This window comes from Streptomyces sp. NPDC001848 (genome assembly GCF_042891915.1).
Lineage (GTDB): Bacteria > Actinomycetota > Actinomycetes > Streptomycetales > Streptomycetaceae > Streptomyces.
In genome coordinates this window covers 152,049-174,190 of sequence record NZ_JBIATP010000003.1, presented here as the reverse complement: position 1 = coordinate 174,190, position 22,142 = coordinate 152,049, and the positions used below count along the sequence as shown (strand labels likewise).

At 71.1% G+C, this 22,142-nt stretch carries 23 protein-coding genes; 12 read left to right on the top strand and 11 right to left on the bottom strand.

Annotated features, from left to right (window positions below):
- Window positions 1-40: 40 nt before the first annotated feature.
- The 3 genes from ACFYZJ_RS06995 to ACFYZJ_RS06985 all read left to right on the top strand — a co-directional run bounded on the left by ACFYZJ_RS06995 (window position 41) and on the right by ACFYZJ_RS06985 (window position 2,159).
- Window positions 41-901, top strand: a complete 861-nt coding sequence (locus tag ACFYZJ_RS06995; RefSeq protein WP_388563704.1) for an Fpg/Nei family DNA glycosylase — start codon at window positions 41-43, stop codon at window positions 899-901.
- Between the two features lie 95 nt (window positions 902-996).
- On the top strand, window positions 997-1,572 hold the full coding sequence (locus tag ACFYZJ_RS06990) for a GNAT family N-acetyltransferase (protein ID WP_388563702.1): 576 nt from the start codon (window positions 997-999) through the stop codon (window positions 1,570-1,572).
- Window positions 1,569-2,159 (top strand): DUF6461 domain-containing protein, encoded by a 591-nt coding sequence (locus tag ACFYZJ_RS06985; RefSeq protein WP_388563700.1) that lies wholly within the window; start codon window positions 1,569-1,571, stop codon window positions 2,157-2,159. The genes ACFYZJ_RS06990 and ACFYZJ_RS06985 overlap by 4 nt, the downstream gene beginning before the upstream one ends.
- A 50-nt stretch (window positions 2,160-2,209) precedes the next feature.
- Here the strand turns inward: ACFYZJ_RS06985 and ACFYZJ_RS06980 are convergent, their stop codons facing one another.
- From ACFYZJ_RS06980 to ACFYZJ_RS06960, 5 genes are all read right to left on the bottom strand, one after another.
- A complete protein-coding gene (locus ACFYZJ_RS06980; protein WP_388563698.1) occupies window positions 2,210-2,869 on the bottom strand; it encodes a zf-HC2 domain-containing protein in 660 nt (219 codons plus the stop codon).
- Window positions 2,870-3,038: 169 nt separating this feature from the next.
- A complete protein-coding gene (locus tag ACFYZJ_RS06975) occupies window positions 3,039-3,554 on the bottom strand; it encodes a hypothetical protein (protein WP_388563696.1) in 516 nt (171 codons plus the stop codon).
- A gap of 136 nt (window positions 3,555-3,690) precedes the next feature.
- Entirely contained in the window at window positions 3,691-4,239 is a 549-nt protein-coding gene (locus tag ACFYZJ_RS06970) for a sigma-70 family RNA polymerase sigma factor (protein ID WP_388563694.1), read from the bottom strand.
- A gap of 125 nt (window positions 4,240-4,364) precedes the next feature.
- Window positions 4,365-5,789 carry an amino acid permease gene (locus tag ACFYZJ_RS06965; RefSeq protein WP_388563692.1) on the bottom strand — a complete coding sequence of 475 codons (1,425 nt, stop codon included), beginning with the start codon at window positions 5,787-5,789 and terminating at the stop codon, window positions 4,365-4,367.
- 84 nt (window positions 5,790-5,873) lie between these two features.
- Complete coding sequence (locus tag ACFYZJ_RS06960) at window positions 5,874-6,335, bottom strand: universal stress protein (protein WP_388563690.1); 462 nt, start codon at window positions 6,333-6,335, stop codon at window positions 5,874-5,876.
- Window positions 6,336-6,504: 169 nt separating this feature from the next.
- Between ACFYZJ_RS06960 and ACFYZJ_RS06955 the strand changes: the two genes are divergently transcribed.
- Window positions 6,505-7,356 (top strand): polysaccharide deacetylase family protein, encoded by an 852-nt coding sequence (locus ACFYZJ_RS06955; protein WP_388563688.1) that lies wholly within the window; start codon window positions 6,505-6,507, stop codon window positions 7,354-7,356.
- A 30-nt stretch (window positions 7,357-7,386) separates the two neighbouring features.
- Here the strand turns inward: ACFYZJ_RS06955 and ACFYZJ_RS06950 are convergent, their stop codons facing one another.
- The 4 genes from ACFYZJ_RS06950 to ACFYZJ_RS06935 form a co-directional block, all read right to left on the bottom strand.
- Window positions 7,387-8,055, bottom strand: a complete 669-nt coding sequence (locus ACFYZJ_RS06950; protein WP_388563686.1) for a class F sortase — start codon at window positions 8,053-8,055, stop codon at window positions 7,387-7,389.
- Window positions 8,056-8,108: 53 nt separating this feature from the next.
- Window positions 8,109-8,678, bottom strand: coding sequence for a hypothetical protein (locus ACFYZJ_RS06945; RefSeq protein WP_388563684.1), 570 nt, complete (start codon window positions 8,676-8,678; stop codon window positions 8,109-8,111).
- A 211-nt stretch (window positions 8,679-8,889) separates the two neighbouring features.
- Entirely contained in the window at window positions 8,890-9,654 is a 765-nt protein-coding gene (locus ACFYZJ_RS06940) for a DUF4239 domain-containing protein (protein WP_388563682.1), read from the bottom strand.
- 16 nt (window positions 9,655-9,670) lie between these two features.
- On the bottom strand, window positions 9,671-9,799 hold the full coding sequence (locus tag ACFYZJ_RS06935; protein WP_388563680.1) for a hypothetical protein: 129 nt from the start codon (window positions 9,797-9,799) through the stop codon (window positions 9,671-9,673).
- A 749-nt stretch (window positions 9,800-10,548) separates the two neighbouring features.
- On the opposite strand from ACFYZJ_RS06935, the gene ACFYZJ_RS06930 reads away from it, so the two are divergent.
- The 3 genes from ACFYZJ_RS06930 to ACFYZJ_RS06920 all read left to right on the top strand — a co-directional run bounded on the left by ACFYZJ_RS06930 (window position 10,549) and on the right by ACFYZJ_RS06920 (window position 14,786).
- Window positions 10,549-11,505, top strand: a complete 957-nt coding sequence (locus ACFYZJ_RS06930; RefSeq protein WP_388563678.1) for an SCO0930 family lipoprotein — start codon at window positions 10,549-10,551, stop codon at window positions 11,503-11,505.
- A gap of 306 nt (window positions 11,506-11,811) precedes the next feature.
- Window positions 11,812-12,624 carry an SAM-dependent methyltransferase gene (locus tag ACFYZJ_RS06925; RefSeq protein WP_388563676.1) on the top strand — a complete coding sequence of 271 codons (813 nt, stop codon included), beginning with the start codon at window positions 11,812-11,814 and terminating at the stop codon, window positions 12,622-12,624.
- A complete protein-coding gene (locus ACFYZJ_RS06920) occupies window positions 12,621-14,786 on the top strand; it encodes a putative bifunctional diguanylate cyclase/phosphodiesterase (protein ID WP_388563674.1) in 2,166 nt (721 codons plus the stop codon). Before ACFYZJ_RS06925 ends, ACFYZJ_RS06920 begins: the two co-directional genes overlap by 4 nt.
- A gap of 4 nt (window positions 14,787-14,790) precedes the next feature.
- On the opposite strand, the gene ACFYZJ_RS06915 is transcribed toward ACFYZJ_RS06920, so the two are convergent.
- The gene (locus ACFYZJ_RS06915) at window positions 14,791-15,654 is read right to left on the bottom strand and encodes a LysR family transcriptional regulator (RefSeq protein WP_388563672.1); all 864 of its coding nucleotides are present in this window, start codon (window positions 15,652-15,654) and stop codon (window positions 14,791-14,793) included.
- 125 nt (window positions 15,655-15,779) lie between these two features.
- Between ACFYZJ_RS06915 and ACFYZJ_RS06910 the strand changes: the two genes are divergently transcribed.
- On the top strand, window positions 15,780-16,670 hold the full coding sequence (locus tag ACFYZJ_RS06910) for an NAD(P)H-binding protein (RefSeq protein ID WP_388563670.1): 891 nt from the start codon (window positions 15,780-15,782) through the stop codon (window positions 16,668-16,670).
- A gap of 12 nt (window positions 16,671-16,682) precedes the next feature.
- Here ACFYZJ_RS06910 and ACFYZJ_RS06905 read toward each other — a convergent pair whose 3' ends face one another.
- Window positions 16,683-17,567 carry a LysR family transcriptional regulator gene (locus ACFYZJ_RS06905; RefSeq protein WP_388563668.1) on the bottom strand — a complete coding sequence of 295 codons (885 nt, stop codon included), beginning with the start codon at window positions 17,565-17,567 and terminating at the stop codon, window positions 16,683-16,685.
- A 120-nt stretch (window positions 17,568-17,687) separates the two neighbouring features.
- Between ACFYZJ_RS06905 and ACFYZJ_RS06900 the strand changes: the two genes are divergently transcribed.
- The 4 genes from ACFYZJ_RS06900 (at window position 17,688) to ACFYZJ_RS06885 (ending at window position 22,066) form a co-directional block, all read left to right on the top strand.
- Window positions 17,688-18,359: a succinate dehydrogenase gene (locus tag ACFYZJ_RS06900; protein WP_388563666.1), complete on the top strand. Its 672-nt coding sequence runs from the start codon at window positions 17,688-17,690 to the stop codon at window positions 18,357-18,359.
- Window position 18,360: 1 nt separating this feature from the next.
- Window positions 18,361-20,310 (top strand): fumarate reductase/succinate dehydrogenase flavoprotein subunit, encoded by a 1,950-nt coding sequence (locus ACFYZJ_RS06895; protein WP_388563664.1) that lies wholly within the window; start codon window positions 18,361-18,363, stop codon window positions 20,308-20,310.
- The gene (locus ACFYZJ_RS06890) at window positions 20,307-21,056 is read left to right on the top strand and encodes a succinate dehydrogenase/fumarate reductase iron-sulfur subunit (RefSeq protein ID WP_388563662.1); all 750 of its coding nucleotides are present in this window, start codon (window positions 20,307-20,309) and stop codon (window positions 21,054-21,056) included. Before ACFYZJ_RS06895 ends, ACFYZJ_RS06890 begins: the two co-directional genes overlap by 4 nt.
- A 239-nt stretch (window positions 21,057-21,295) precedes the next feature.
- On the top strand, window positions 21,296-22,066 hold the full coding sequence (locus ACFYZJ_RS06885) for a GNAT family N-acetyltransferase (RefSeq protein ID WP_388563660.1): 771 nt from the start codon (window positions 21,296-21,298) through the stop codon (window positions 22,064-22,066).
- Window positions 22,067-22,142 lie beyond the last annotated feature (76 nt).

Sequence of the window (22,142 nt, the reverse complement as noted above, 5' to 3'; positions counted from 1 at the left end):
GACGGGTGGCGGCGTCAGGGGCGGGTGGCACCCTGGACACATGCCGGAACTGCCCGAGGTCGAAGCGCTCAAGGACTTCCTCACCGATCGTCTCGTCGGCCACGAGGTGGTCCGGGTGCTGCCCGTCGCGATCAGCGTCCTGAAGACGTACGACCCACCGGTCACCGCCCTGGAGGGCCGCGAGGTCACAGCCGTCGCCCGGCACGGCAAGTTCCTGGACCTCACCGCCGGCGGACTGCACTTCGTGACGCACCTGGCCCGCGCGGGCTGGCTCCAGTGGAAGGACCGTCTGCCCGACGGAGCGCCCCGCCCCGGCAAGGGACCGCTCGCGTTGCGGGTCGCGCTGGAGACCGGGGAGGGCTTCGACCTGACGGAGGCGGGCACCCAGAAGCGGCTCGCGGTGTACGTCGTCCGTGATCCGCTGGAGGTCCCGGGCATCTCCCGCCTGGGTCCCGACCCGCTGGCCGCCGGCTTCGACGAGCAGCGCCTGGCCGGGCTCCTCGCGGGCGAGCGGCGCCAGATCAAGGGGGCGCTGCGCGACCAGAGCCTGATCGCGGGCATCGGCAACGCCTACAGCGACGAGATCCTGCACGCCGCCCGGATGTCCCCGTTCAAGCTGGCGTCGTCGCTGTCGACGCAGGACGTCCACCGCTTGTACGAGGCGCTGCGCACGACGCTCACCGAGGCGGTCGAGCGTTCGCGTGGCCTGGCCGCCGGACGGCTGAAGGCGGAGAAGAAGACCGGCCTCAGGGTCCACGGCCGCACCGGGGAGCCCTGTCCGGTGTGCGGCGACACGATCCGCGAGGTGTCCTTCAGCGACTCCTCGCTCCAGTACTGCCCGACCTGCCAGACGGGCGGCAAGCCACTGGCGGACCGCAGGCTGTCACGGCTGCTCAAGTAGCGCGTGCAGCAGCTGCCGCACCGGCTGCGCGGCCTGTCGGCGGCCCTTCGGGAAATCGGATTGCCTCGGCAGGAGAGCTCACGTTGGCTGGGCGCATGACCGAACTGCATACCGATCGCCTCACCCTGCGTCGATGGCGTGACTCCGACCTTGAACCATGGGCGGCGATGAACGCCGATCCCGAGGTTCGGGAGCACTTGGGCGACCTGCTCACCCGTGAACAGAGCGATGCCTCCGTGGCGCGGTTCCAGGCCGAGTTCGACCGGCGAGGCTACGGGTGGTGGGCCATTGAGGCTCAGGCCACGGGCGAGTTCATCGGCTTCGCGGGCCTGGACCAGGTGGATGACGGGATGCCGTTCACCGGGGTGGAGATCGGCTGGAGGCTCGCCCGATCGGCCTGGGGCCAGGGCTACGCCACCGAGGCCGCGCTGACAGTCCTGGCCTACGGCTTCGACACGCTGGTGCTTCCCGAGATCCTCGCCGTGACAACGGCTACCAATCTCCGTTCTCAGGCAGTGATGCGAAGGATCGGCATGACCCGGGACCCGGCCGACGATTTCGACGACCCGGCCGCACCCGAAGGACCACTGCGTCCGAATGTGCTGTTCCGCATCGCCCGTGGTGCGAGCGGGACGGGGTGTCAGTGGGGCGTGGCAGCATCCGCCACATGACGAGTACAGGTGCGGACCGCGGCCTGGACGTGTTCAGAGCAGGGGACTTTCCCTTCTGCACACTGACCTTCGTGCGGGATCTGCCCCCCGAGGAGCTGCTGACCCGCATGGGGGTGGAGCCGACGACCCTGGCGCTTCGCGACGGCAGAGACCTCTCGGACGATTTCGGCGACGACCTGCTTGACGATGACGAACCGGTCGCCACCTGCGGTGTCGACGGCTCCTGGACGTGGGCGTGGGAACAGGGCGGGACGCACGGACTGGACGAGCGGATACTGAGCGCTGTCTCTGCGGGGACCGAAGCCGTCGCGCTGCACTACAACGAGAAGCCGATGCACTGGTTCAAGTACGCGGTGGGCGGCGAGATCATCGTCGACTTCCACACCCTCCAGGCGATCGAGCCGACCGGGCAGGATCCGACAAGGCTTGACGAGATCATGAGGCCGCTCGGGCTGGTTCCTGGCAGTGTCGCGCCTCTTCACAGCGTCTTGGGGCTGGTGGAGAACGCTTTCGGCATCCGCCTGACGATGCCCGGGGAGGTCGACGACGAGCGGTGGAGTGGCAGGCTGCGTCCTCTGCCGGACTGAACGTCTCGTTGCTGCCCTCAGGGCGGGAGCTCAGGGGGCAGCCAGGCCCGTCAGGGGGCCTTCAGGGTGACCAGGTGCTGTCCGTCCTTGGTGCGCACGTCGAAGTGGTCGATCTCGTCCGACCGCATCCCGGTGCCGCCCTGCAGCGTGGTCGGCTCATCGTCCTCCGCGGGGTCCATCCAGCTCGCCACCGTCTGCTCCGAACCGTCCCTGCCGACCGCGACGAGCCGGCACGGGTGCGGTCCGGAGCGGTCCTTGACCGTGACGTCGATCTGGCTGCCCCAGAGCTGGTCGTGCGCGGTGATCCGGGCCCATACGCCCGTGTTCGGGTCGGTCGCGGTCATGGCCGTGGCGGTGGTGGACGTCGAGCCGTGCCCGGTGACGACCGCCATGGTCGGGCCTCCGACGGCGAACACCACAGCCGCCGCGACGGCGTACAGCCATCGCCTGCGCCCGCTGCGGTGCTTGGTCGCCACCTCGTCGAGCAGCCGCTCCAGCAGCCGGGGCCCAGGCGCCGCGAAGGGGTGCACGGACCGCGGGGTCGCCCTCCGGTAGAGCATCAACTGGCGTGCGGCGGGGCGGAACTCCGTGACATGCGCCGTGCACGACGGGCACTCCATGAGGTGGTCCTCGAAGCGGAAGGCTTCCGCCTCGTCCAGCACGCCCAGCGCGTAGGCGCCGACGTCGCGATGGCGTTCCAGGGACCTCATACCAAATCCTCAGGCCGGTGGGCGGTGGTGGGGGTGGTGCTGCTGTTGCCCACCGGTACGGACCAGGCGGCCGAATCACTCAAGGCCGTTACCGAATCGCGGCCAAGAAGGGTGTTCGGAGCCGCCGGGCCGGCGGATTGGTCGTCCGGGAAGACTTTCTTCAGAAGAATCAGAAGAGATGGATGGCGAGATGTCCCAGGGGAAGCCCCAGCTGCCAGGCCGGCGTCCACACCTTGGGGCCGTCGTCCTCGCCGACCACCGGACCGCCGCCCGGCACCGCGTCCAGATCGGGGGCGAGCAGCTCGGTCTCCTCCAGCCAGCGCCAGGCCGCCGTGGCGAGCTCCAGGTCGGGCGCCGGGCCGCCCGACCGGGCCGCTTCCGTGGACAGCTCCGCCATCCGCTCGCACACCCAGTCCTGCCACGGCTGGTCGTACGCCGTCAGCGAGAGCCAGGTCTCCAACTGGGAGACCACCCGGATGCCGGAGAGCTCGCCACCGGTGTCGGACAGGAAGATCGTCAGCGCCAGGGCGTCGCGCCCGGCGCGGAACTCGAAGGACGTCGGCGGCATCAGGTCGCCGGTCCGCAGCAGCTCGTCCGCGATGTACTCGGCGTACAGCCATGCCATGGGGACGGTCAGTTCGCCGCCGTCGGTGCCGTCCGTGCTCTCGTGGCCTCTGTGCAACATCCCTTCCTGCCTTCCTCCGGTGCGTGCGCGTCGCCCGATGCTCGGGCCCCAGTCCGCAACACGGATGAGGCAAGCCCATTGCTCAACCATGGTCGGCAGCAAGGCGCTTTGCGAAGGCTTGACTCCGACGTCGGTTTCACCGCAGGTCGGTCGCGTATTCCGGAAGGACCCGGCGCAGGGCGCGCAGCGCGTAGTACGCACGGGACTTCACAGTACCGGGCGGAATCCCCAGCGTTCGGGCGGCCTCCGCCACACTGGCCCCGCGGAAGTACACCTGCACCAGGACTTCCCTGTGCTCGGGAGTGAGTGTCTTCACAGCCCGCCGGACATCCAGCGTCGCGGCGGCCCGTTCGGCGTGGTCGGCGATCACGCGGGCGTTCTCCGGGACTGCATCCCCCACCTCGGGGGGACGCGCCTGGCGCGCCCGCCTGGCGTCGATGGCGAGCCGCCGGCCGACGGTGAGCAGCCAGGGGCGCACGGAGTCGAAATCGGGCGCGCGCAGCGCTTCCGGGTGCTGCCAGGCGCGTACGAACGTCTCCTGCAGCAGGTCCTCGGCACGCTGGCGGTCGCCGTCCGAGAGCCTGAGCAGCAGCGCGAAGAGCGGGCGGCCGTGCTCGCGCTGCAGCTCGGCCAGCTCGTGCTCGGCGGTCGTCCCGGTGGCGGGGGTGGTGCTTCCGGCCGTCATGGGCGTATGGGAGCGTGCCCTGGGAGGTCGGGACAGGGCCGGGACGGGGCGGTGCGGTGGGCGGTCGCTGTTCGTCGGTGAACGGTGCGCTGAGCGGTCGACCGGCGGGCCGTGGCGGGCCCCGGTCAGGCTGAGGGAGCGGCCCTCGCCAGCTCCGAGCGCCGGTAGGAGTAGCCGAAGTAGACGATCTGGCCGATCAGGAACCACACGGCGAACCGCACCCATGTCTCCCACCGCAGGAATGTGATCAGCCAGAGCGAGAAGACCACCCCCATCGCCGGGACGAACGGCATCCACGGAGTGCGGAACGTACGCGGCAGGTCCGGTCGCCGGTGGCGCAGCACGATCACCGCCGTGCACACCACGACGAACGCCAGAAGGATCCCGATGTTCGTCAGTTCGGCCGCCTGTGCGATCGGCAGGAAACCGGCGATCAGGGCCGAGGCGATCCCGACGATCCAGGTCACACGCGTCGGGACGTGACGCGTGGGATGTGTCTTCGCGAACCACGGGGGCAGCAGTCCGTCGCGCGACATGGAGAACCACACCCGGGTGACGCCGAGCATGAACGTGAACATGACCGTCAGGATGCCGATGATCGCCCCGACCGCGATCACGTCCGCGAGCCCGCCGAGCCCCACCGCCTTGAACGCGCTGGAGAAGCCGCTCTCCTTGTTGATGTCCTTGTAGTTCTGCATGCCCGTCAGGACCAGGCAGGCCGCCACGTACAACACCATGGAGATCGCCAGCGAGTAGACGATCGCCTTCGGCATGTGGCGCTGTGCGTCCTTCGACTCCTCCGCGGCGGTCGACATGGCGTCGTAGCCGAACACCGCGAAGAAGACGGTCGCCGCACCGGTGAACGCGCCACCGACGCCGTAGGGGAAGAACGGGTGGTAGTTGCCGGTGTCGATGTGGAACACGCCGACACCGATCACCAACAGGACGACGAGGACCTTCAGGGCCACGACGAACGTCTCGAAGCGGGCCGCGCTGCGGATGCCCAGGTTCAGCAGATATGCGATCAGCAGGCACAGCACGACCGCGAACAGGTCCACCCGGTGGCCCGCGCCCGTGCCCGGCGCGCCCAGCATCCACGCCGGGAGGTGCGCGCCCATCTCGCCGACGAGGAAGCCGAAGTAGCCGGAGATGCCGATGGCGACCACCGCCACGATCGCGGTGTACTCCAGCAGCAGGTCCCAGCCGATGAACCAGCCGGCGTACTCGCCGAGCACCGCGTAGCCGTACGTGTAGGCCGATCCCGCCTTCGGGATGAGCCCCGCGAACTCGGCGTACGACAGGGCGGCAGCCGCGCTCGCCAGGCCCGCGACCAGGAACGACACCAGCACCGCGGGGCCGGCGGTGCCGTTCGCGACCGTGCCCGCGAGCGTGAAGATGCCGGCGCCGATGATGCCGCCGACGCCGATTGCGGTCAGCTGCCACAGGCCGAGCGAGCGTTCGAGCCGGGTGCCCTCGCCGACCTCCGTCTCGTCGATGTGCTCGATGAGTTTGCGGCGGAGAATGCCCTCGCCCTTGCGGAGTCCGGCCATGAGCCTCACCTCTTCGCGGACGGCAATGCGCCTGGCCGGATCATGATGGCGCAGCGCCGTCGGGGAGGGAAGACGGCGGTGCCCCTACGGGACGACCGTCACCGGCCAGCGGCCCGCCTTCACCAGGCGGATCGCGACCGAGCCGATGATGCGGTGGCCGGCCTGCTCGGAGGCGCCCACCACGACCGCGTCCGCCTTCAGCTCGTCGGCCGCCGTGACCAGGCCGTTGTAGGGGTCGCCACGGAAGGTGTGGAACTCCCAGCGCACGTCGAATATGCCTTTCACCCGCTCGGCCGCCTCGCGGATCTGGGCGACCAGGTCCTCCGCGATCTGGTCGGTGGTCTCCGCCACCGGAACCCCGAGGGCCGCCCCGGCCGCCATCACCGGCTGGACGTACACGACCGCGAGGAGCGCGTGCTGCCGACGGGCGAGACCGCCGGCGTAGGCCGCGGCCCGCAGTGAGGAGTCGGAGCCGTCCACTCCGACGAGGATGACCTTGGGCCCGTCCGTGCCCCGCTCGAACTGGTGCGAGTGCTGTTCCGTCACACCGGCGAGGCTATCGGAATCCGCAGGTCCGGGCCGGTGCGGCCGGGGTCACCGGCCGTACGTCCGCTCAGGTCCGTATATCCGCGGACGTGGGTCCCATCGGGTGATTTCCGCCGCCGTACCGGTGTTGCGTGGTCGCGGTCGCACCGATCCGCGCGACTGATGAGTCATGAAAAAGGATCAGCTGCTCTCGCGGCGCCGCATGCTGCTCGCCGGGGCAGCCGCCCTGGGCGCGGCCGGGGCGGCGGGATGGGCCGGGCTGCTCCTCGACGACGATCCGGTACGGCCGGCGCGCGGCGCCCTTGGCGTCTCGGGTCCGGGGGCCCGCACCCGGCAGAAGGCGTCCACCTTCCGGCTGCGGCCCATGACCGGGTACGGCCCGGCGCGCCGCACACCGGCGCGGACCGCCGTGCGCCGCGAGCCGATCCTGCGCATGGCGGGCCGTGGCAGGAGCATGGTGCTGACCTTCGACGACGGCCCCGACCGCCACTACACCCCCGGCATCCTGCGGACCCTGCGCGAGTACGACGTGCGCGCGATGTTCTTCGTCTGCGGGGAGATGGCCGCGGACCACAAGGACCTGCTGCGCGAGATGGCCGACGACGGTCACATCGTCGGCAACCACACCTGGACCCACCCGCTGCTCACCCGGCTGACCCGCCCCGAGATCCGCGCCGAGATGGAACGCACTTGCGAGATCGTCCAGGACGCGTACGGCGAGGCACCGCTGTGGTTCCGTGCGCCGTACGGGGCCTGGAACCGGGCCACCTTCGAGCTCGGCGCCGAGTTGGGCATGGAGCCGCTGGCCTGGACGCTGGACAGCGGCGACTGGACGACCCCGCCCCCGGACGCGAAGGCCATCGTGGAACAGGTGGAGGGCGGCGCCGCCCCGGGCGTCGTCGTCCTCTCGCACGACGCGGGCGGTGACCGCTCGCAGACCGTGGCGGCCCTGCGCGACTGGCTGCCGTTCCTGCTGGACGCCGGCTACCACCTCACCGTGCCCCGGCGGCGTTTCGGCTGAGCAGGGTGCCGGCCACGCGTACGGCGCCCGTCAGCGCACCGCGACCATCCGGGCGAACACCACCACGTTGCCCTTGTAGTTCCCGTCGACGAATTCTCCCCCGCAGGTGATGACCCGCAGTTCCGGGGCCCCCTTGTTCCCGTAGACGCGGTCGCCGGGGAAGTGCGCCTTGGCGAACACCTCGTTCCCGTAGACCTCGAACACGGCGGTCCTGCCGTCCTGGCGTCGGACCTCTAGGTGATTGCCCTTCCCGAGCGCGCCGAGACCGTAGAAGACGGCCGGCCCCTCATGGTTGTCGACGTGACCCACGATCACGGCCGTGCCCTTCTCGCCGGGGGAGACCGCGCCGGTGAACCAGCCCGCCAGGTTCGGATCCTCGGGCGGCGGCGCGGCCACCCAGCCGGAGGTGTCCAGGCCCACCGGCATGACGGGGGCGTCGACCTGGAGCGCCGGGATGCGGATGCGCTCCACCGCGGAGTACGGCAGCGGATCGGGCGGGTTCGGGAGGTCGGGGCCCGAGCCGGAGCCCGATCGGGAGTCAGGGGCCGCCGCCGTCGCGGGCTGGGGCGGCCCCACGTGCGACTCGCCCGAACCGTTCCGCACCAGGGCGACACCCGTCAGCAGCACCAGTGCGATCACGCCCCACGGGGCGCGCTTGCGCTGGTTCCGCTCTCCTTCGGCCGGTCCGGAGGCAGACATTCGCCATCCCCTCCCGGCGCCGCCGTATCGACGCGCCGTTCACGCTGTGACGGTCAGGAGGTGCTGCCGCGGCCACGGCGGCGCGTGAGGTGCCAGGCGGTACCGACCGAACCCAGGACGAGCGCCGCGCCGAGAGCGGTCTTCGTCAGGTCGAAGCCACCAATGCTGCCGCCCTCACCGGCATGCACGCCGTGCTGTGGCCGCTCCGCCTCGCCGCGCCCGTTGCCACGGCGTGAGTCTTCGTCGCGTGACTCCTCGTCGCGGTCGTCCCGGGCCGTCATGACGAGCTGCCGGTGGCCGGAATGGTGGCCGCACTGGAACATCACGTCGAACGTGGTGCCCGGCAGAGCGTGCCGGCCGACCGTGACCGTGGCCGAGTTCCGTCCCCGGGGAATGGTGACGTCGTCGTCGAAGGCGCCGGAGAACACCTTGGCGTCGCCGTCGCAGCCCCGTACCGGCAGTTTGATCCGCCCGCCGGGGGCGACCGCGTCCGGCTCCAGGTTGTAGGAGAATCCCGAGTGGCCGGCAGCGTCCCCGTCACGGGCGGCGGCCGTCGTACACGCCGTGAGGGCCAGGGCGGTGACGCCCAGCATCGCGGCCGAAGCGACGCGAGTCGCGCGCATGGTGAGCCTCCAGGTCCCCGAGGAGCCGTGCTGCGGACCTGTTCCGCTTGCGTCGGAAATGCACCTCGTTGCCCGAAACGCTAAGAAAAGGGGAGGCTGGGCGCGATCGCAGTAGCGCGAATGGGGTACGGCTGTGCCGCACAGGGGAGGCCGAGCGGCGAAGGGGGCGGGCGCGGACGGCGCCCGCCCCCTGAGTGCTCGTGGAGCCCCGTCAGCCGTGCAACTGCGGGAACAGCGCCAGGAACGGCTCCGCGGAGGCCGAGATGCCCCGGCTGTAGGGCGCGTCGAAATCCCAGATCAGGAAGAGCAGGAAGGCGATCAGCGCCGAGAAGAGCCCCGCGAGGAGGAGTTCACGGGCCGTCCGCCGGATCTGCAGCGCGAACACCATGCCGATGGTGACCACGGCTCCCGCGATCAGCCCGAACCACACCACCGGCGGCATGGTCGAGCCGGTGGCGTCGGCGCGCGCGTTGCGCGCCGCGTCGGCCGCCGTCACCTGGTCCACGAGCGGCTGGTACGCCTGCGCCTCGTAGTCCGTCTTCGGGTGGTAGTCGGTGACGTCCTGACGGATCCGCTGGAACAGCTCCTGGCCGCGGGCCGTCACCTCACCGTGATCGGCCATCGCCTTCCACTCGGTGGTGACGACATGGCCGACATACGCGTTGACGTCTGCACGGACGCGGTCGCGGACGTCGGCCGGATAGACGCGGACGCGCTGTGAGATCTCGTGCAGCGCCTGCGCCTCGGCCTGCACATGGTCCTGGGCGGCGCTGCGGGCCTCCCAGACACCGGCGATGGCCAGGCCCAGCACGATGGCGTACACCACGCCGATCCACATCGTCATGTACTCGATCACGTCCGGGGTCTCGGACGGGTCCTCGTCCGCGGCGACCGTACGGGCGCGGACCAGGGTCACCACGATCACGACGACGCACGCGGCCGCCATCGCGAGGGTGAGAACAAGCCATTCCGACAACAGGTGCCTCCAGAGATCAGCGCGGACGCAGCGCGGCGATGGCGAACACCGCAGGCGCGGCGATGAGCAGGGTGAACGTGAGCGGGGACGGCCCGTCGTGGGGCGGCCGCGGGTGGGACACGGGGTGGTACGCCGGATAGCGCACCGGGGTGGGTGTGGGGTGCGGGCTCGGCCTGGGCGGGGGTGTCGGGGACGGCTTCGGTGCGGGTGAGGCGAGGTGGACGGGTGTCGGGACCGGCCGGGGGGCCGGCGGTAGGGGGCGTGGCGGCGGAGGCGGCGGCACGGGCTTCGGTGTGGGGTGCGGCCGCGGGGGCGGCGGGGGTTCGGGCGGCGGCGTGGGTGTGGGCGTCGGAGTCGGGGTCGGTGTGGGGCTGGGTGGCGGAGGGGGGCTCGGACTCGGCGGGGAGCACGGCGGCGTCGGCGAGAGCCGGCCGCCCGCGATCGCCACCGCCTCCGTGCCGCCCGGGCCGGTCGAGGCGTACGCGCACGCGTCGGCCGAGGCCGCCCCGGTCGGAGCGCCCACGAGGAACCACACCAGCGCCACCAGGGCCAACCCCCGGGTGACGAGGGCCGTTCGGGGCCGTTCGGGTCGTTGCACGACCGAGATCATCGGCTTCGCCGCGCCCCTGCACGCACCGGCCGCCGCGAATTGCCTCGAAGGAGGGAGGTCCGCCTTCGTGGTGTTTTGGGTAACCACGCCCGTCCCGCGCCGAGTTGGGCACATCCGTGCGAGGAGTGAGGGGTCGGCCGGGACGGCGGCCGGAAACACGTCACAGGTTCCGAAAAGAAATTCCCGGCCCGATTGAACACACCGGGCACTCCCGCCCGTACCCATGGCCATACAGCGGCGCACACAGGACGCTGCAACACCGAAGCTGACAGCGGGAGTTGAGAATGAAGACAACCTGGCGGAGCGCCTCCCTCGTGGCGACCGCTGCCGCCGTGCTGGCGCTCACGACGGCGTGCGGTTCGCAGAGCGGCACCCAGTCGGCGGGCAGCCAGAACGTGGGGGCCACCGCCCTCCCGGGCAGCCTGGGTTCCAGCGCCTCCCTCCCCGGGAACGGCTACGGCGCCGACTCCACCGCCGCGCCGAGCGCCTCGGCCTCCGCGGGTGGGCAGGCCGCGGGTCAGCTGGCCGTCGTCGACAACGCGAAGCTGGGCAAGATCGTCACGGACGGCGCCGGCTTCACCCTCTACCGCTTCGACCAGGACACGGCCCAGCCGCCGAAGTCCTCCTGTGACGGCGACTGCGCGAAGACGTGGCCGCCGGTCCCCGCCGAAGGGGCCACCGTCGCCTCCGGTATCGACAAGTCCCTGCTGGGCGAGGTCACCCGCTCCGACGGCAGCAAGCAGCTCACCATCGCCGGCTGGCCCATGTACCGGTACGTCAAGGACACCAAGGCCGGTGAGGTCAACGGTCAGGGCGTCAAGGGCACCTGGTTCGCGACCGCGCCCACCGGCAAGAAGGCCGGCGTCGCGTCCTCCCTGCCCGGCCTGTCGGTCCGCAACGACCCGAAGCTCGGACCGATCGTCGTGGACAAGAACGGCATGACGGTCTACCGCTTCCTGAAGGACAAGGCGTGGCCCGAGCCGGTGTCGAACTGCACCGGCGCCTGCCTGGAGAAGTGGCCCGTGGTCGCCCCGGTCCAGCCCGACGACACCAAGGGCGTCAAGAAGAAGGGCCTCATGGGCTTCACCCGACCCGACGGTGCCAAGCAGATGACCATCAACTGCTGGCCCATCTACACCTTCTCCGGTGACAAGGCCCCCGGAGACACCAACGGTCAGGGTGTGGGCGGCACCTGGTACGCCGTCTCGCCCGACGGAAAGCCGGTCGGCGCGCCGAAGTAGAGATCACACCTCCCCAGGGTTGATCGACCGCCTCACCCAGTCAGCGACGGAACGCGGAAGGGAGTGGAACAAGCCGGACGAACAGGACGCAGGCGCGCACGACCGGCCCACCCCCTCCGCACCGCACGGAGGGGGTGGGCCCTTTGCCGCGCGGCGGCACGCGTCCCGACTCTCCACGGAAACCCCACGTCGTGACCGGGAACGGACGGTCAATTTCCGTTTTTACTCGCCCCCTTGGCGGACGATCAGTAGCCTCAGCTCGAACACCGGATCGCCTACACCGTCGTCAACGCCTTGGAGAGCTGCATGGAGCGCCCCGCCTGGGCCCCCCGGAGCATCGACATCTCCGTGCCGAGTGTCGCCCGTATGTACGACTTCTACCTGGGCGGCTCCCACAACTTCGAGGTCGACCGCGAAGCCGCGCGCAGGGCCATGGGGTACATGCCGGGGCTCCCCAAGATCATGCAGGCCAACCGGGCGTTCATGCGCCGCGCCGTGCGCTTCGCCGTCGGGGAGGGCATCACCCAGTTCCTCGACATCGGCTCCGGCATCCCGACCTTCGGCAACGTCCACGAGGTGGCGCAGCAGGCGCACCCGGGCGCGCACGTGGTGTACGTCGACCACGACCCGGTGGCGGTCGCGCACAGCCGGGCCGTCCTCGAGGGCAACGACCACGCGGACGTCGTCGCGGCCGACCTCCGCAAGCCCCAGGAGATCCTGGCGAGCCCTCAGGTACAGCGACTCATCGACCGGAACCGGCCAGTCGCCCTCCTCCTCGTTGCCATACTGCACTTCGTGGAGGACACGGACGACCCGTACGGTGCGGTGGCCGAGCTGCGCGACGCGCTCGCGCCGGGCAGCCTGCTCGTTCTCACGCACGCTTCGTACGAGGGGATCCCGCTGCCGAAGGAGCGGGCCGACGGGGCGGTCGACGTGTACAGCAACATCCGCAATCCGCTGATCATGCGCTCGCGCGACGAGATCGCGCGGTTCTTCGAGGGGTACGACATGGTGGAACCCGGGCTGGTGCCGATGCCGAAGTGGCGGCCCGACACGGCACCCGAGGACGAGGACCCCTATGCGTTCGCGGGGTTCGCCGGCGTGGGGCGCTCGGCGTGAGGGCGGGACCGGGCGGACCGGGGGCACCGGGCACACCCGAGGACAGACTGCGCAGGTTCGCGACGATCTGGAGCCGGGCCGTCTATCCGGTGACCTCGACATCGCTGACCCGGCCGGAGTTCGAGGAGCGACTGCTGCCGCTGGCCCGGCAGTTGAGCGAGGCGCTGCGGGCCAGGGCCTTTGACGCAGCCGCCGCCAGGGCGATCGGCGCGGCGCTCATCGAGGCGCACTGCACCGACCCGGAGGCCCTCAGCCGCACCCTGGACTGCGTCGACGCCTACCTCGTGCTCTACTGCGGCGACCCGGACGCCTCCGCCGAGGCGCAGGAGGCCCGGCGCAGCCGCTGCTCGCGGTTGCAGCACGCGATGGCCGCCGGGTTCGCGGCGGCGCTCAAGGAGCGCACACTGGCCGAACAGGAGGCCATCGCGCAGGCCGCCCTCACGGCCCAGGGGGAGGTGGCCGAGGCGCTGCACTCCACCGAGGCCCGCTTCCGCGCGGTCTTCGAGGGCGCCGCCATCGGCATCGGCATCGCCGACCTCGACGGCAAGGTGCTCCAGGTCAACGGCGCCCTGCTGCGCATGTTCGGTGGCTCCGAGCAACTGGTGCGCGGCCGCAACGTCGCGGAATGGACGCATCCCGACGACGCACCGCAGGTCTGGCGCCTGTACGACGAGCTGGTGCGCGGGGAGCGGGACCACTACCACGTGGAGAAGGCCTTCTACCGGCCGGACGGAACGGTCCTGTGGACCAACCTCACGGTGTCCCTGCTGCGCGACGCCGACGGCAACCCGCAGTACCAGCTCGCGCTCATGGAGGACACCACCGAGCGGCGGCTGCTCAACCTCCGGCTGCGGTACGAGGCCACGCACGACGCGCTCACCGGCCTGCCCAACCGCACCCTGTTCTTCGAGCGCCTGGAGAAGGCCCTGGCGGCGGGGGAGGGCCGGCGGTTCGGCCTGTGCTACCTCGACCTGGACGGCTTCAAGACCATCAACGACAGCCTCGGGCACGCAGCCGGGGACCGGCTGCTCGTCGAGGTCGCCGACCGGCTGCAGGCCTGCGCGACCGGCCCCGGTGAAATGGTGGCGCGCCTCGGCGGCGACGAGTTCGTTGCGCTGACCACCGGGCCCGACACCGAGCGCGCGGTCGACGAACTCGCCGGGCGCATCATGAACGCGCTGGGCACCCCGATCAGCATCGACGGGCGGGAGCTGACCGTGCGCGGCAGCATCGGCATCGTCGAGGGCCCGGTCGGGGAGCGCGGCCCGGCGGAGGTGCTGCGCAGCGCGGACATCACCATGTACCGGGCGAAGTCGGCGGGCGGCAACCGCTACGAGCTCGCCGACCCCGAGGCCGACGCCCGGGCCATCACCCGGCACGGGCTGACCACGGCGCTGCCCACGGCCCTGAACCGGGGCGAGTTCTTCATCGAGTACCAGCCGCTGGTGCACCTCGGCGACGGCAAGGTGCACGGCGCCGAGGCACTGGTGCGCTGGCTGCACCCGCAGCACGGCGTGCTCGGCCCCGACCGTTTCATCCCGCTCGCCGAGCGCACCGGGCTGATCGTGCCGCTGGGCCGCTGGGTGCTCCAGGAGGCGGTACGACAGGCCCGCGCCTGGCAGGAGAAGCAGGACCAGCCCGGCCCGCTGCGCATCAACGTCAACCTCTCGCCGTGCCAGCTCACCCATCCGGGGCTGGTCTCCGACACCGTCGAGATCCTGGAGCGGGCCGGCCTCGAGCCGGACGCGCTCTGCCTGGAGGTCACCGAGTCGGCGCTCATCGGCGCCGACGACGACCTGCTCAAACCGCTGCGCCGACTGGCCGAGATGGGGGTGGACATCGCCCTCGACGACTTCGGCACCGGCTACTCGAACCTCGCCAACCTGCGCCGGCTGCCGGTGCGCATCCTCAAGCTGGACCGTTCCTTCACCCAGAGCATGCAGCAGTACCCGGCGGACCCGGTGGACCTGAAGATCGTGGAGGGGATCGTCTCCCTGGCCCACAGCCTCGACCTCGCGGTCACCGTGGAGGGCGTGGAAACCGGCGCCCAGGCCGAACAGCTGCGGATGATGGGCTGCGACACGGCACAGGGCTGGTACTACGCCCGCCCCGGCCCTCCGGAGCGCCTGCACGAACTGGCCCTGGTGGACGCGACGGGCTGAGCCGTCAGGGGCGTACGGGCTGTGCGCCCCCGGCCCGTGCCCGTACGGTCTCGGCCACTGAGGCGGCCGCCCGGACCAGCGCAGCGGTGGCCGTCGAACGGGACTGCTGCGGCCAGGCGATGGCCAGGACCGCAGGCGGCGCGTCCTCGACGGGGCGGTAGGCGACACCCGGACGCGGGTAGCGGTCGGCGACGGAGGCGGGGAGCAGGGTGACCAGGTCGCCCAGCGCGATCACCGTGAGCAGTTGGGCGAGGTCGCGGCCCTTTCGCCGTAGCCCGTCGAGGAATTGGTGCAGGTCGCCGGGGTGCAGGCCGAGGTCGGCGAGGCCGAGCCGATCCCGGGACGCGAGCGGATGCGTGGCGGCGAGGGCGGCGACGCGCGGCTCCTCGGCCAGCGTCTCGCTGTCCAGACCGGTGCGGTCGAAGGGCTCGTAGAGCAGCGCGGCGTCGGCCTCGCCCAGGCGTAGCAGCCGTGGCTGTTCCTGCCATCCGCACAGCCGGACCGTGACGGGTACGGCCCCGGGCTCGGTCGCGTAGCCCTCCAGGATCGGCTCCAGCAGTCCCGCGTCGCCGTCGGCCTTGACGGCCAGGACCAGTTCCCTGTCCCGGGCGGCCGCGCGCTGCGCCCGTCGAGCGGCGGCGCGCAGGGCGTCCAGCGCGATCCGCGCCTCCGCGAGGAGCACCTCGCCGGCCGGGGTCAGGGCGACGCTGTGCGTGGTCCGCTCGAAAAGGGTGACACCGAGTTCCGCCTCCAGGTGGCGGATCGCACGGGACAGGGGCGGCGGGGAGATGCCCAGCCGCTCGGCCGCGCGGGCGAAGTTGAGTTCCTCGGCGACGGCGACGAAGTAGCGCAGCGGACGCGACTCCACGGTTCCCCCCTCCCGGTATTGCCTAGAGGGTAACAACCGGGAGCGAACCGGTCCTTCAGTTCCGGTCGTCCGGGGAGCAGTCTCGATCACGTCCTTCCCAACCTCTGCTTCCCGGAGTCCTTCCCATGATTCTCGTCACCACCCCGACCGGGCAGATCGGCAGCCGGGTCCTCGAAGCCCTCCTCGACGCGGGGGACACGGCCGGGCCGATCCGGGTGATCGTCCGCGATCCCGCGCGCCTGACCCCACGCGTCCGCGACCGCGTGGAGGTCGTTCGGGGATCGCACGCCTCCCCCGACGTCGCCGCCGAGGCGTGCGCGGGCGCCGAGCGGGTGTTCTGGCTGGTGCCCCCGACGCCTACCGCCGACAGCGTCGAGGGCCACTTCGATGACTTCACCCGGCCTCTCGTCGAGGCGATCGAGAACCAGGGCGTCGAGCGCGTCGTCGCCGTCTCCACCCTGGGCCGCGGGGTCGCCGAGAAGGCCGGGCAGATCTCGGCCTCGCTGGCCATGGACGACCGGATCCGGGCCACGGGCGTGCACCACCGGGCGCTGTGCCCGCCGTTCCTGATGGAGAACCTGCTGCACCAGGCCGAGTCGATGCGCGGCGGGGGCGTGTTCTTCCTGGCGACGGCCGGTGACCGGGTGCTGCGCACCTGCACCACCCGTGACGTCGGCGCAACGGCGGCGCGGCTGCTGCTCGACGGCTCCTGGACCGGGCAGGCCGATGTGCCGCTGGTCGGCCCCGACGAGCTGACTCCCGAAGGCATGGCCCGGGTCGTGTCCGAGGTGCTGGACAGGCCGGTCCGATTCCAGCGGATCAGCGCCGAGGACCACAAGGCGACGCTGATGCGTCACGGCGCGACCGAAGCCTGGGCACAGGGCCTGGCCGACATGGCGCGAGCACTCGATGACCAGGGCTTCTACGGCGCCGCCGAACCGAGCACGCCGGATACCGCACCCACTTCCTTCCGCCAGTGGTGCGAGGAGGTGCTGAAGCCGGCCGTCCTGGCCTGAGCGCCGCCCGGCTCATCGCTCCAGCAGCATCCGCTGCAGCTCCCGCGCCGCACGCGGGGGAGCCACATCGCTGCGGTGGGCCAGGGCGATCGTCCGGTACAGCCCCGGCCGGGCCAGCGGCGTCACCCGCAGCCCGCGCCCGGAACGGGCCGCGACCATCCGCGGGACCACCGCGACGCCCAGGCCCGCCCGCACGAAGCCCAGCACCGCGTCCATCTCGCCGCCCTCCACCGCGAAGTCCGGCTCGAAGCCCTCCGCGCGGCAAGCCGCCACGGTGAGTTCCCTCAGGTCGTAGCCGTGCCGGAACATCACCAGGCGCTCGCCCTCCAGATCCGCGATCCGGACCGTGCGCCGCCCGCCGCCGGGCCGTGGCGCGTCCGGCGAGGACACCACCACCAGGTCCTCGCGCAACAGCTCCACCGTGGTCAGGGCGGGGGAGGGGGTGGGCAGCGGCAGCACGATCAGCGCGAGATCGAGGGCGCCGCGCGCCAGCTCCCGTACCAGGTCGTGGGAGCCGCCCTCCTCGATCAGCAGCCGGATGCCGGGGTAGCGGTCGTGGAAGGCGCGCAGCACGTCCGGCAGCAGGCCGGTGCACAGGCTGGGGGTGGCGCCCAGCCGGATCCGGCCGCTGCGCAGCTGCACCAGCTCCTGCACCTCGTGCCGGGCCGTGTCCGCGTCGGCCAGGATCCGGCGGGCCAGCGGCAGCAGTGCCTCACCGGCGTCGGTGAGCGTGATGTTGCCTCGCGCCCGCAGGAACAGATCCGCCCCCAGCTCCCGCTCCAGCGCCCTGATCTGCTGCGACAGCGAGGGCTGGGCGACATGGACCAGCTCCGCGGCCCGGGTGAAGTGCCGGGTCTCGGCGACCGCCACGAAGTACTGGAGTTGCTGGAACTGCACCCCTCCATCATAGGATCTGCCTATCAAAACAAGCCGGACCATGTCTTGGACCGATGAGGACCTTCGGCCCTAGCGTGCTGTGGCATGGCACTGGCAACGCGGACGGACCGACGGCCGTCCATGGCACGCACCGTGTGGGACTCCACCGTCGGCAAGAAGACCGTGATGGCGGTCAGCGGTCTGATCATGCTGCTGTACCTGGTCGCCCACATGATCGGAAACCTGAAGATCTACTTCGGGGCGGGCGAGTTCAACCACTACGCCCACTGGCTGCGCACCATCGGCGAGCCGTTCATGCACTACGAGTGGACGCTCTGGCTCATCCGAATCGTCCTGGTGGTGGCCGTCGTCGCCCACGCCGTCTCCGCCTACCAGCTCAGCCGCCGCGACATCAAGGCCCGGCCCAGCAAGTACGTGCACGCGAGGCCGCGGGCGAGCTACGCCACCCGCACCATGCGCTGGGGCGGGATCATCCTCGGCCTGTTCATCGTCTGGCACATCCTGGACCTGACCACCGGCTCCGTGCACCCGGGCACCTTCCAGCCCGGACACCCGTACCAGAACGTCGTCAACGACTTCTCCCACTGGTACAGCAACGTCATCTACATCGTCGCCATGCTGGCGCTCGGCCTGCACATCCGGCACGGCTTCTGGAGCGCCGCCCAGACCCTCGGCGTCGGCAGCCGGAGCCGCGACCGCGCCCTGAAGACCGTCGCCAACGTCCTCGCGCTGCTGCTCACGGCCGGATTCATCGCCGTACCCGTGGGCGTCATGACCGGAGTGGTGAGCTGACATGACCGACTACGTGAACTACACATCCGGCGACCCGCTCGTCGACACCAAGGTCCCCTCCGGCCCCATCCACGAGCGCTGGGACAAGCGCCGCTTCGAGGCCAAGCTGGTCAACCCCGCCAACCGCCGCAAGCACACGATCATCGTCGTGGGCACCGGCCTCGCCGGCGGCTCCGCCGGCGCCACCCTCGCCGAACAGGGCTACCACGTCGTCCAGTTCTGCTACCAGGACTCCCCGCGCCGTGCCCACTCCATCGCCGCACAGGGCGGCATCAACGCGGCGAAGAACTACCGCAACGACGGCGACTCGATCCACCGGCTCTTCTACGACACCGTCAAGGGCGGCGACTTCCGCGCCCGCGAGTCCAACGTCCACCGCCTGGCCCAGATCTCCGTGGAGATCATCGACCAGTGCGTGGCGCAGGGCGTCCCGTTCGCCCGCGAGTACGGCGGCCTCCTAGACACCCGCTCCTTCGGCGGCGTCCAGGTCTCCCGCACCTTCTACGCCCGCGGTCAGACGGGCCAGCAGCTCCTCCTCGGCGCCTACCAGGCACTCTCCCGGCAGATCGCCGCCGGGAACGTGGAGATGCACCCGCGCACCGAGATGCTCGACCTGATCGTCATCGACGGCCGGGCCCGCGGCATCGTCGCCCGCGACCTGATCACCGGCAGGATCGACACGTACTTCGCGGACGCCGTCGTCCTCGCCTCCGGCGGCTACGGCAACGTCTTCTACCTGTCGACGAACGCCATGAACTCCAACGCGACCGCCATCTGGCGGGCGCACCGGCGCGGCGCCTGGTTCGCCAACCCCTGCTTCACCCAGATCCACCCGACCTGCATCCCGCGCACCGGCGACCACCAGTCCAAGCTCACCCTCATGAGCGAGTCGCTGCGCAACGACGGCCGGATCTGGGTGCCGAAGGCCAAGGGCGACAACCGTCCGCCGAACGAGATCCCCGAGGACGAGCGCGACTATTACCTGGAGCGCATCTACCCCTCCTTCGGCAACCTCGTACCCCGCGACATCGCCTCCCGCGCCGCGAAGAACGTCTGCGACGAGGGCCGGGGCGTCGGCCCCGGCGGCCAGGGCGTCTACCTCGACTTCGCGGACGCCATCCAGCGGATGGGCCGTAAGAAGGTCGAGGAGAAGTACGGCAACCTCTTCGAGATGTACCAGCGGATCACCGCGGAGAACCCGTACGAGGTGCCGATGCGGATCTACCCCGCCGTCCACTACACGATGGGCGGCCTGTGGGTCGACTACGACCTGCAGACCACCATCCCGGGCCTGTTCGCGATCGGCGAGGCCAACTTCTCCGACCACGGCGCCAACCGCCTCGGCGCCTCCGCGCTGATGCAGGGCCTGGCAGACGGCTACTTCGTCCTCCCGGCGACCATCAACGACTACCTGGCCCGCAACCCGCACCAGGACCCGGTCACCGCCGGCCACCCGGTCGTCCAGGAGGTCCTGGCCGAGACGGAGGACCGCCTCAACCTGCTCCTGTCCGTCGACGGTGACCGTACCCCGGACTCGTTCCACCGCGAACTGGGCGAACTGATGTGGGAGTTCTGCGGCATGGCCCGCAGCGAAGCCGGACTGCGCAAAGCCCTGGAGCGGATCCCGCAGATCCGTGAGGAGTTCTGGCGGCGGATCAAGGTCCCCGGCACCGGCGAGGAGCTCAACCAGTCGCTGGAGAAGGCCAACCGCATCGTCGACTACCTGGAGCTCGCCGAGCTGATGTGCCTCGACGCGCTGCACCGCACCGAGTCCTGCGGCGGCCACTTCCGCGAGGAGTCCCAGACCCCCGACGGCGAGGCCGCCCGCAAGGACGACGAGTTCTCCTACGCGGCCGCCTGGGAGTTCACGGGCACGGGCGAGGCCCCGACCCTGCACAAGGAAGACCTGGTCTTCGAGTACGTCCACCCCACCCAGCGGAGCTACGCATGAAGCTCACCCTGCGCGTCTGGCGGCAGAAGAACGCCGACGCCGACGGCGCCATGTCCACCTACGAGGTGGACGGCATCTCGCCCGACATGTCCTTCCTGGAGATGCTGGACGTCCTCAACGAACAGCTCATCCTCTCCGGCGAGGACCCCGTCGCCTTCGACCACGACTGCCGCGAGGGCATCTGCGGCGCGTGCAGCCTCGTGATCAACGGTGACGCGCACGGCCCCGAGCGCACGACCACCTGCCAGCTGCACATGCGGTCCTTCAAGGACGGCGACACCATCGACATCGAGCCCTGGCGGGCCGCCGCCTTCCCGGTGGTCAAGGACCTGGTCGTGGACCGCTCGGCCTTCGACCGGATCATCCAGGCCGGCGGCTACATCACCGCCCCGACCGGCTCCGCCCCCGAGGCCCACGCCACCCCCGTGCCGAAGGCGGACGCCGACTACGCCTTCGAGCACGCCGAGTGCATCGGCTGCGGCGCCTGCGTGGCCGCCTGCCCCAACGGCGCGGCCATGCTGTTCACTTCGGCCAAGGTCAACCACCTCAACGTCCTGCCGCAGGGCGCGCCCGAGCGCGAGACCCGTGTCCTGGACATGGTGGCCCAGATGGACTCCGAGGGCTTCGGCGGCTGCACCCTCACCGGCGAGTGCGCCACCGCATGCCCCAAGGGCATCCCGCTGACCTCCATCACCCACATGAACAGGGAGTGGCTGCGGGCGACCCGCAAGGTGGCCAAGCGGTAGAGCCGCCCACGCAGAGACGTTCGCCGGCAGGGTGCGGACGGGCGGGACCGGGTTGTGGTGCTCAAGACCCGGTCCCGCCAGGCACCGTCCGGGCGCCCCTGGCATTCAACAACCTCACACCCGCTCTCCCTTCGTGGGTCACGCGCAGGCCAACCGGCATCGGAAGAACTGTTCCGGCCGGACGTACGGGACCGGCCCGCTCGTACCTGCCGAACCCGGCCCGTGACCAGGAGAGAGCCATGACCGGCGTTTCCGCCCTCGCCAGCCCCCCGCCGCCGCTGGCGCCCACCCGCTACACCATCGCCCTCGCCCGGGACGAGGACGACGTCCGGGCCGCGCAGCGGCTGCGCCACGACGTCTTCGCCGGGGAGATGGGCGCCCTGCTGTCCACCCCGCAGCCCGGCCTGGACATCGACCCCTTCGACGCGTACTGCGACCACCTGCTCGTGACGGACACGGTGACCGGCCAGGTGGTGGGCACCTACCGGCTGCTGCCGCCCGAGCGCGCCGCGATCGCCGGACGGCTGTACTCGGAGGGCGAGTTCGACCTCGACCCGCTCGCCGCGATCCGCTCCGGCCTCGTCGAAGTGGGCCGCTCCTGCGTCCACCCCGACCACCGGGACGGCACGGTCATCGGACTGATCTGGGCGGGCATAGCCCGCTACATGGTGGACGGCGGCCACGAGTGGCTGGCCGGCTGCTGCTCCCTGCCGCTCACCGACGGCGGAGCCCTCGCCGCGGCCACCTGGGAGCGGGTGCGGGCCAAGTACCTGGCCCCCGACGAGTACCGGGTACGGCCCCTGCTGCCCTGGCGCCCCGAGGCGCCGGTTCCGGCCGGGCGCACCGAACTGCCCCCGCTGCTGCGCGGCTACCTCCGCCTGGGCGCCTGGGTCTGCGGGGAGCCCGCCCACGACCCCGCCTTCGGCGTCGCCGACCTGTACGTGCTGCTGTCGATGCGCCGGATCGACGCGCGCTATCTGCGGCACTTCCTCTCGCTCGTCCCGGCGTGATGAACACCCACCGGACCGTGTCCAGGACCGGCCTCGCGGCACTGCGCCCGCGCCGCGGCACCCCCATCCCGGTGAG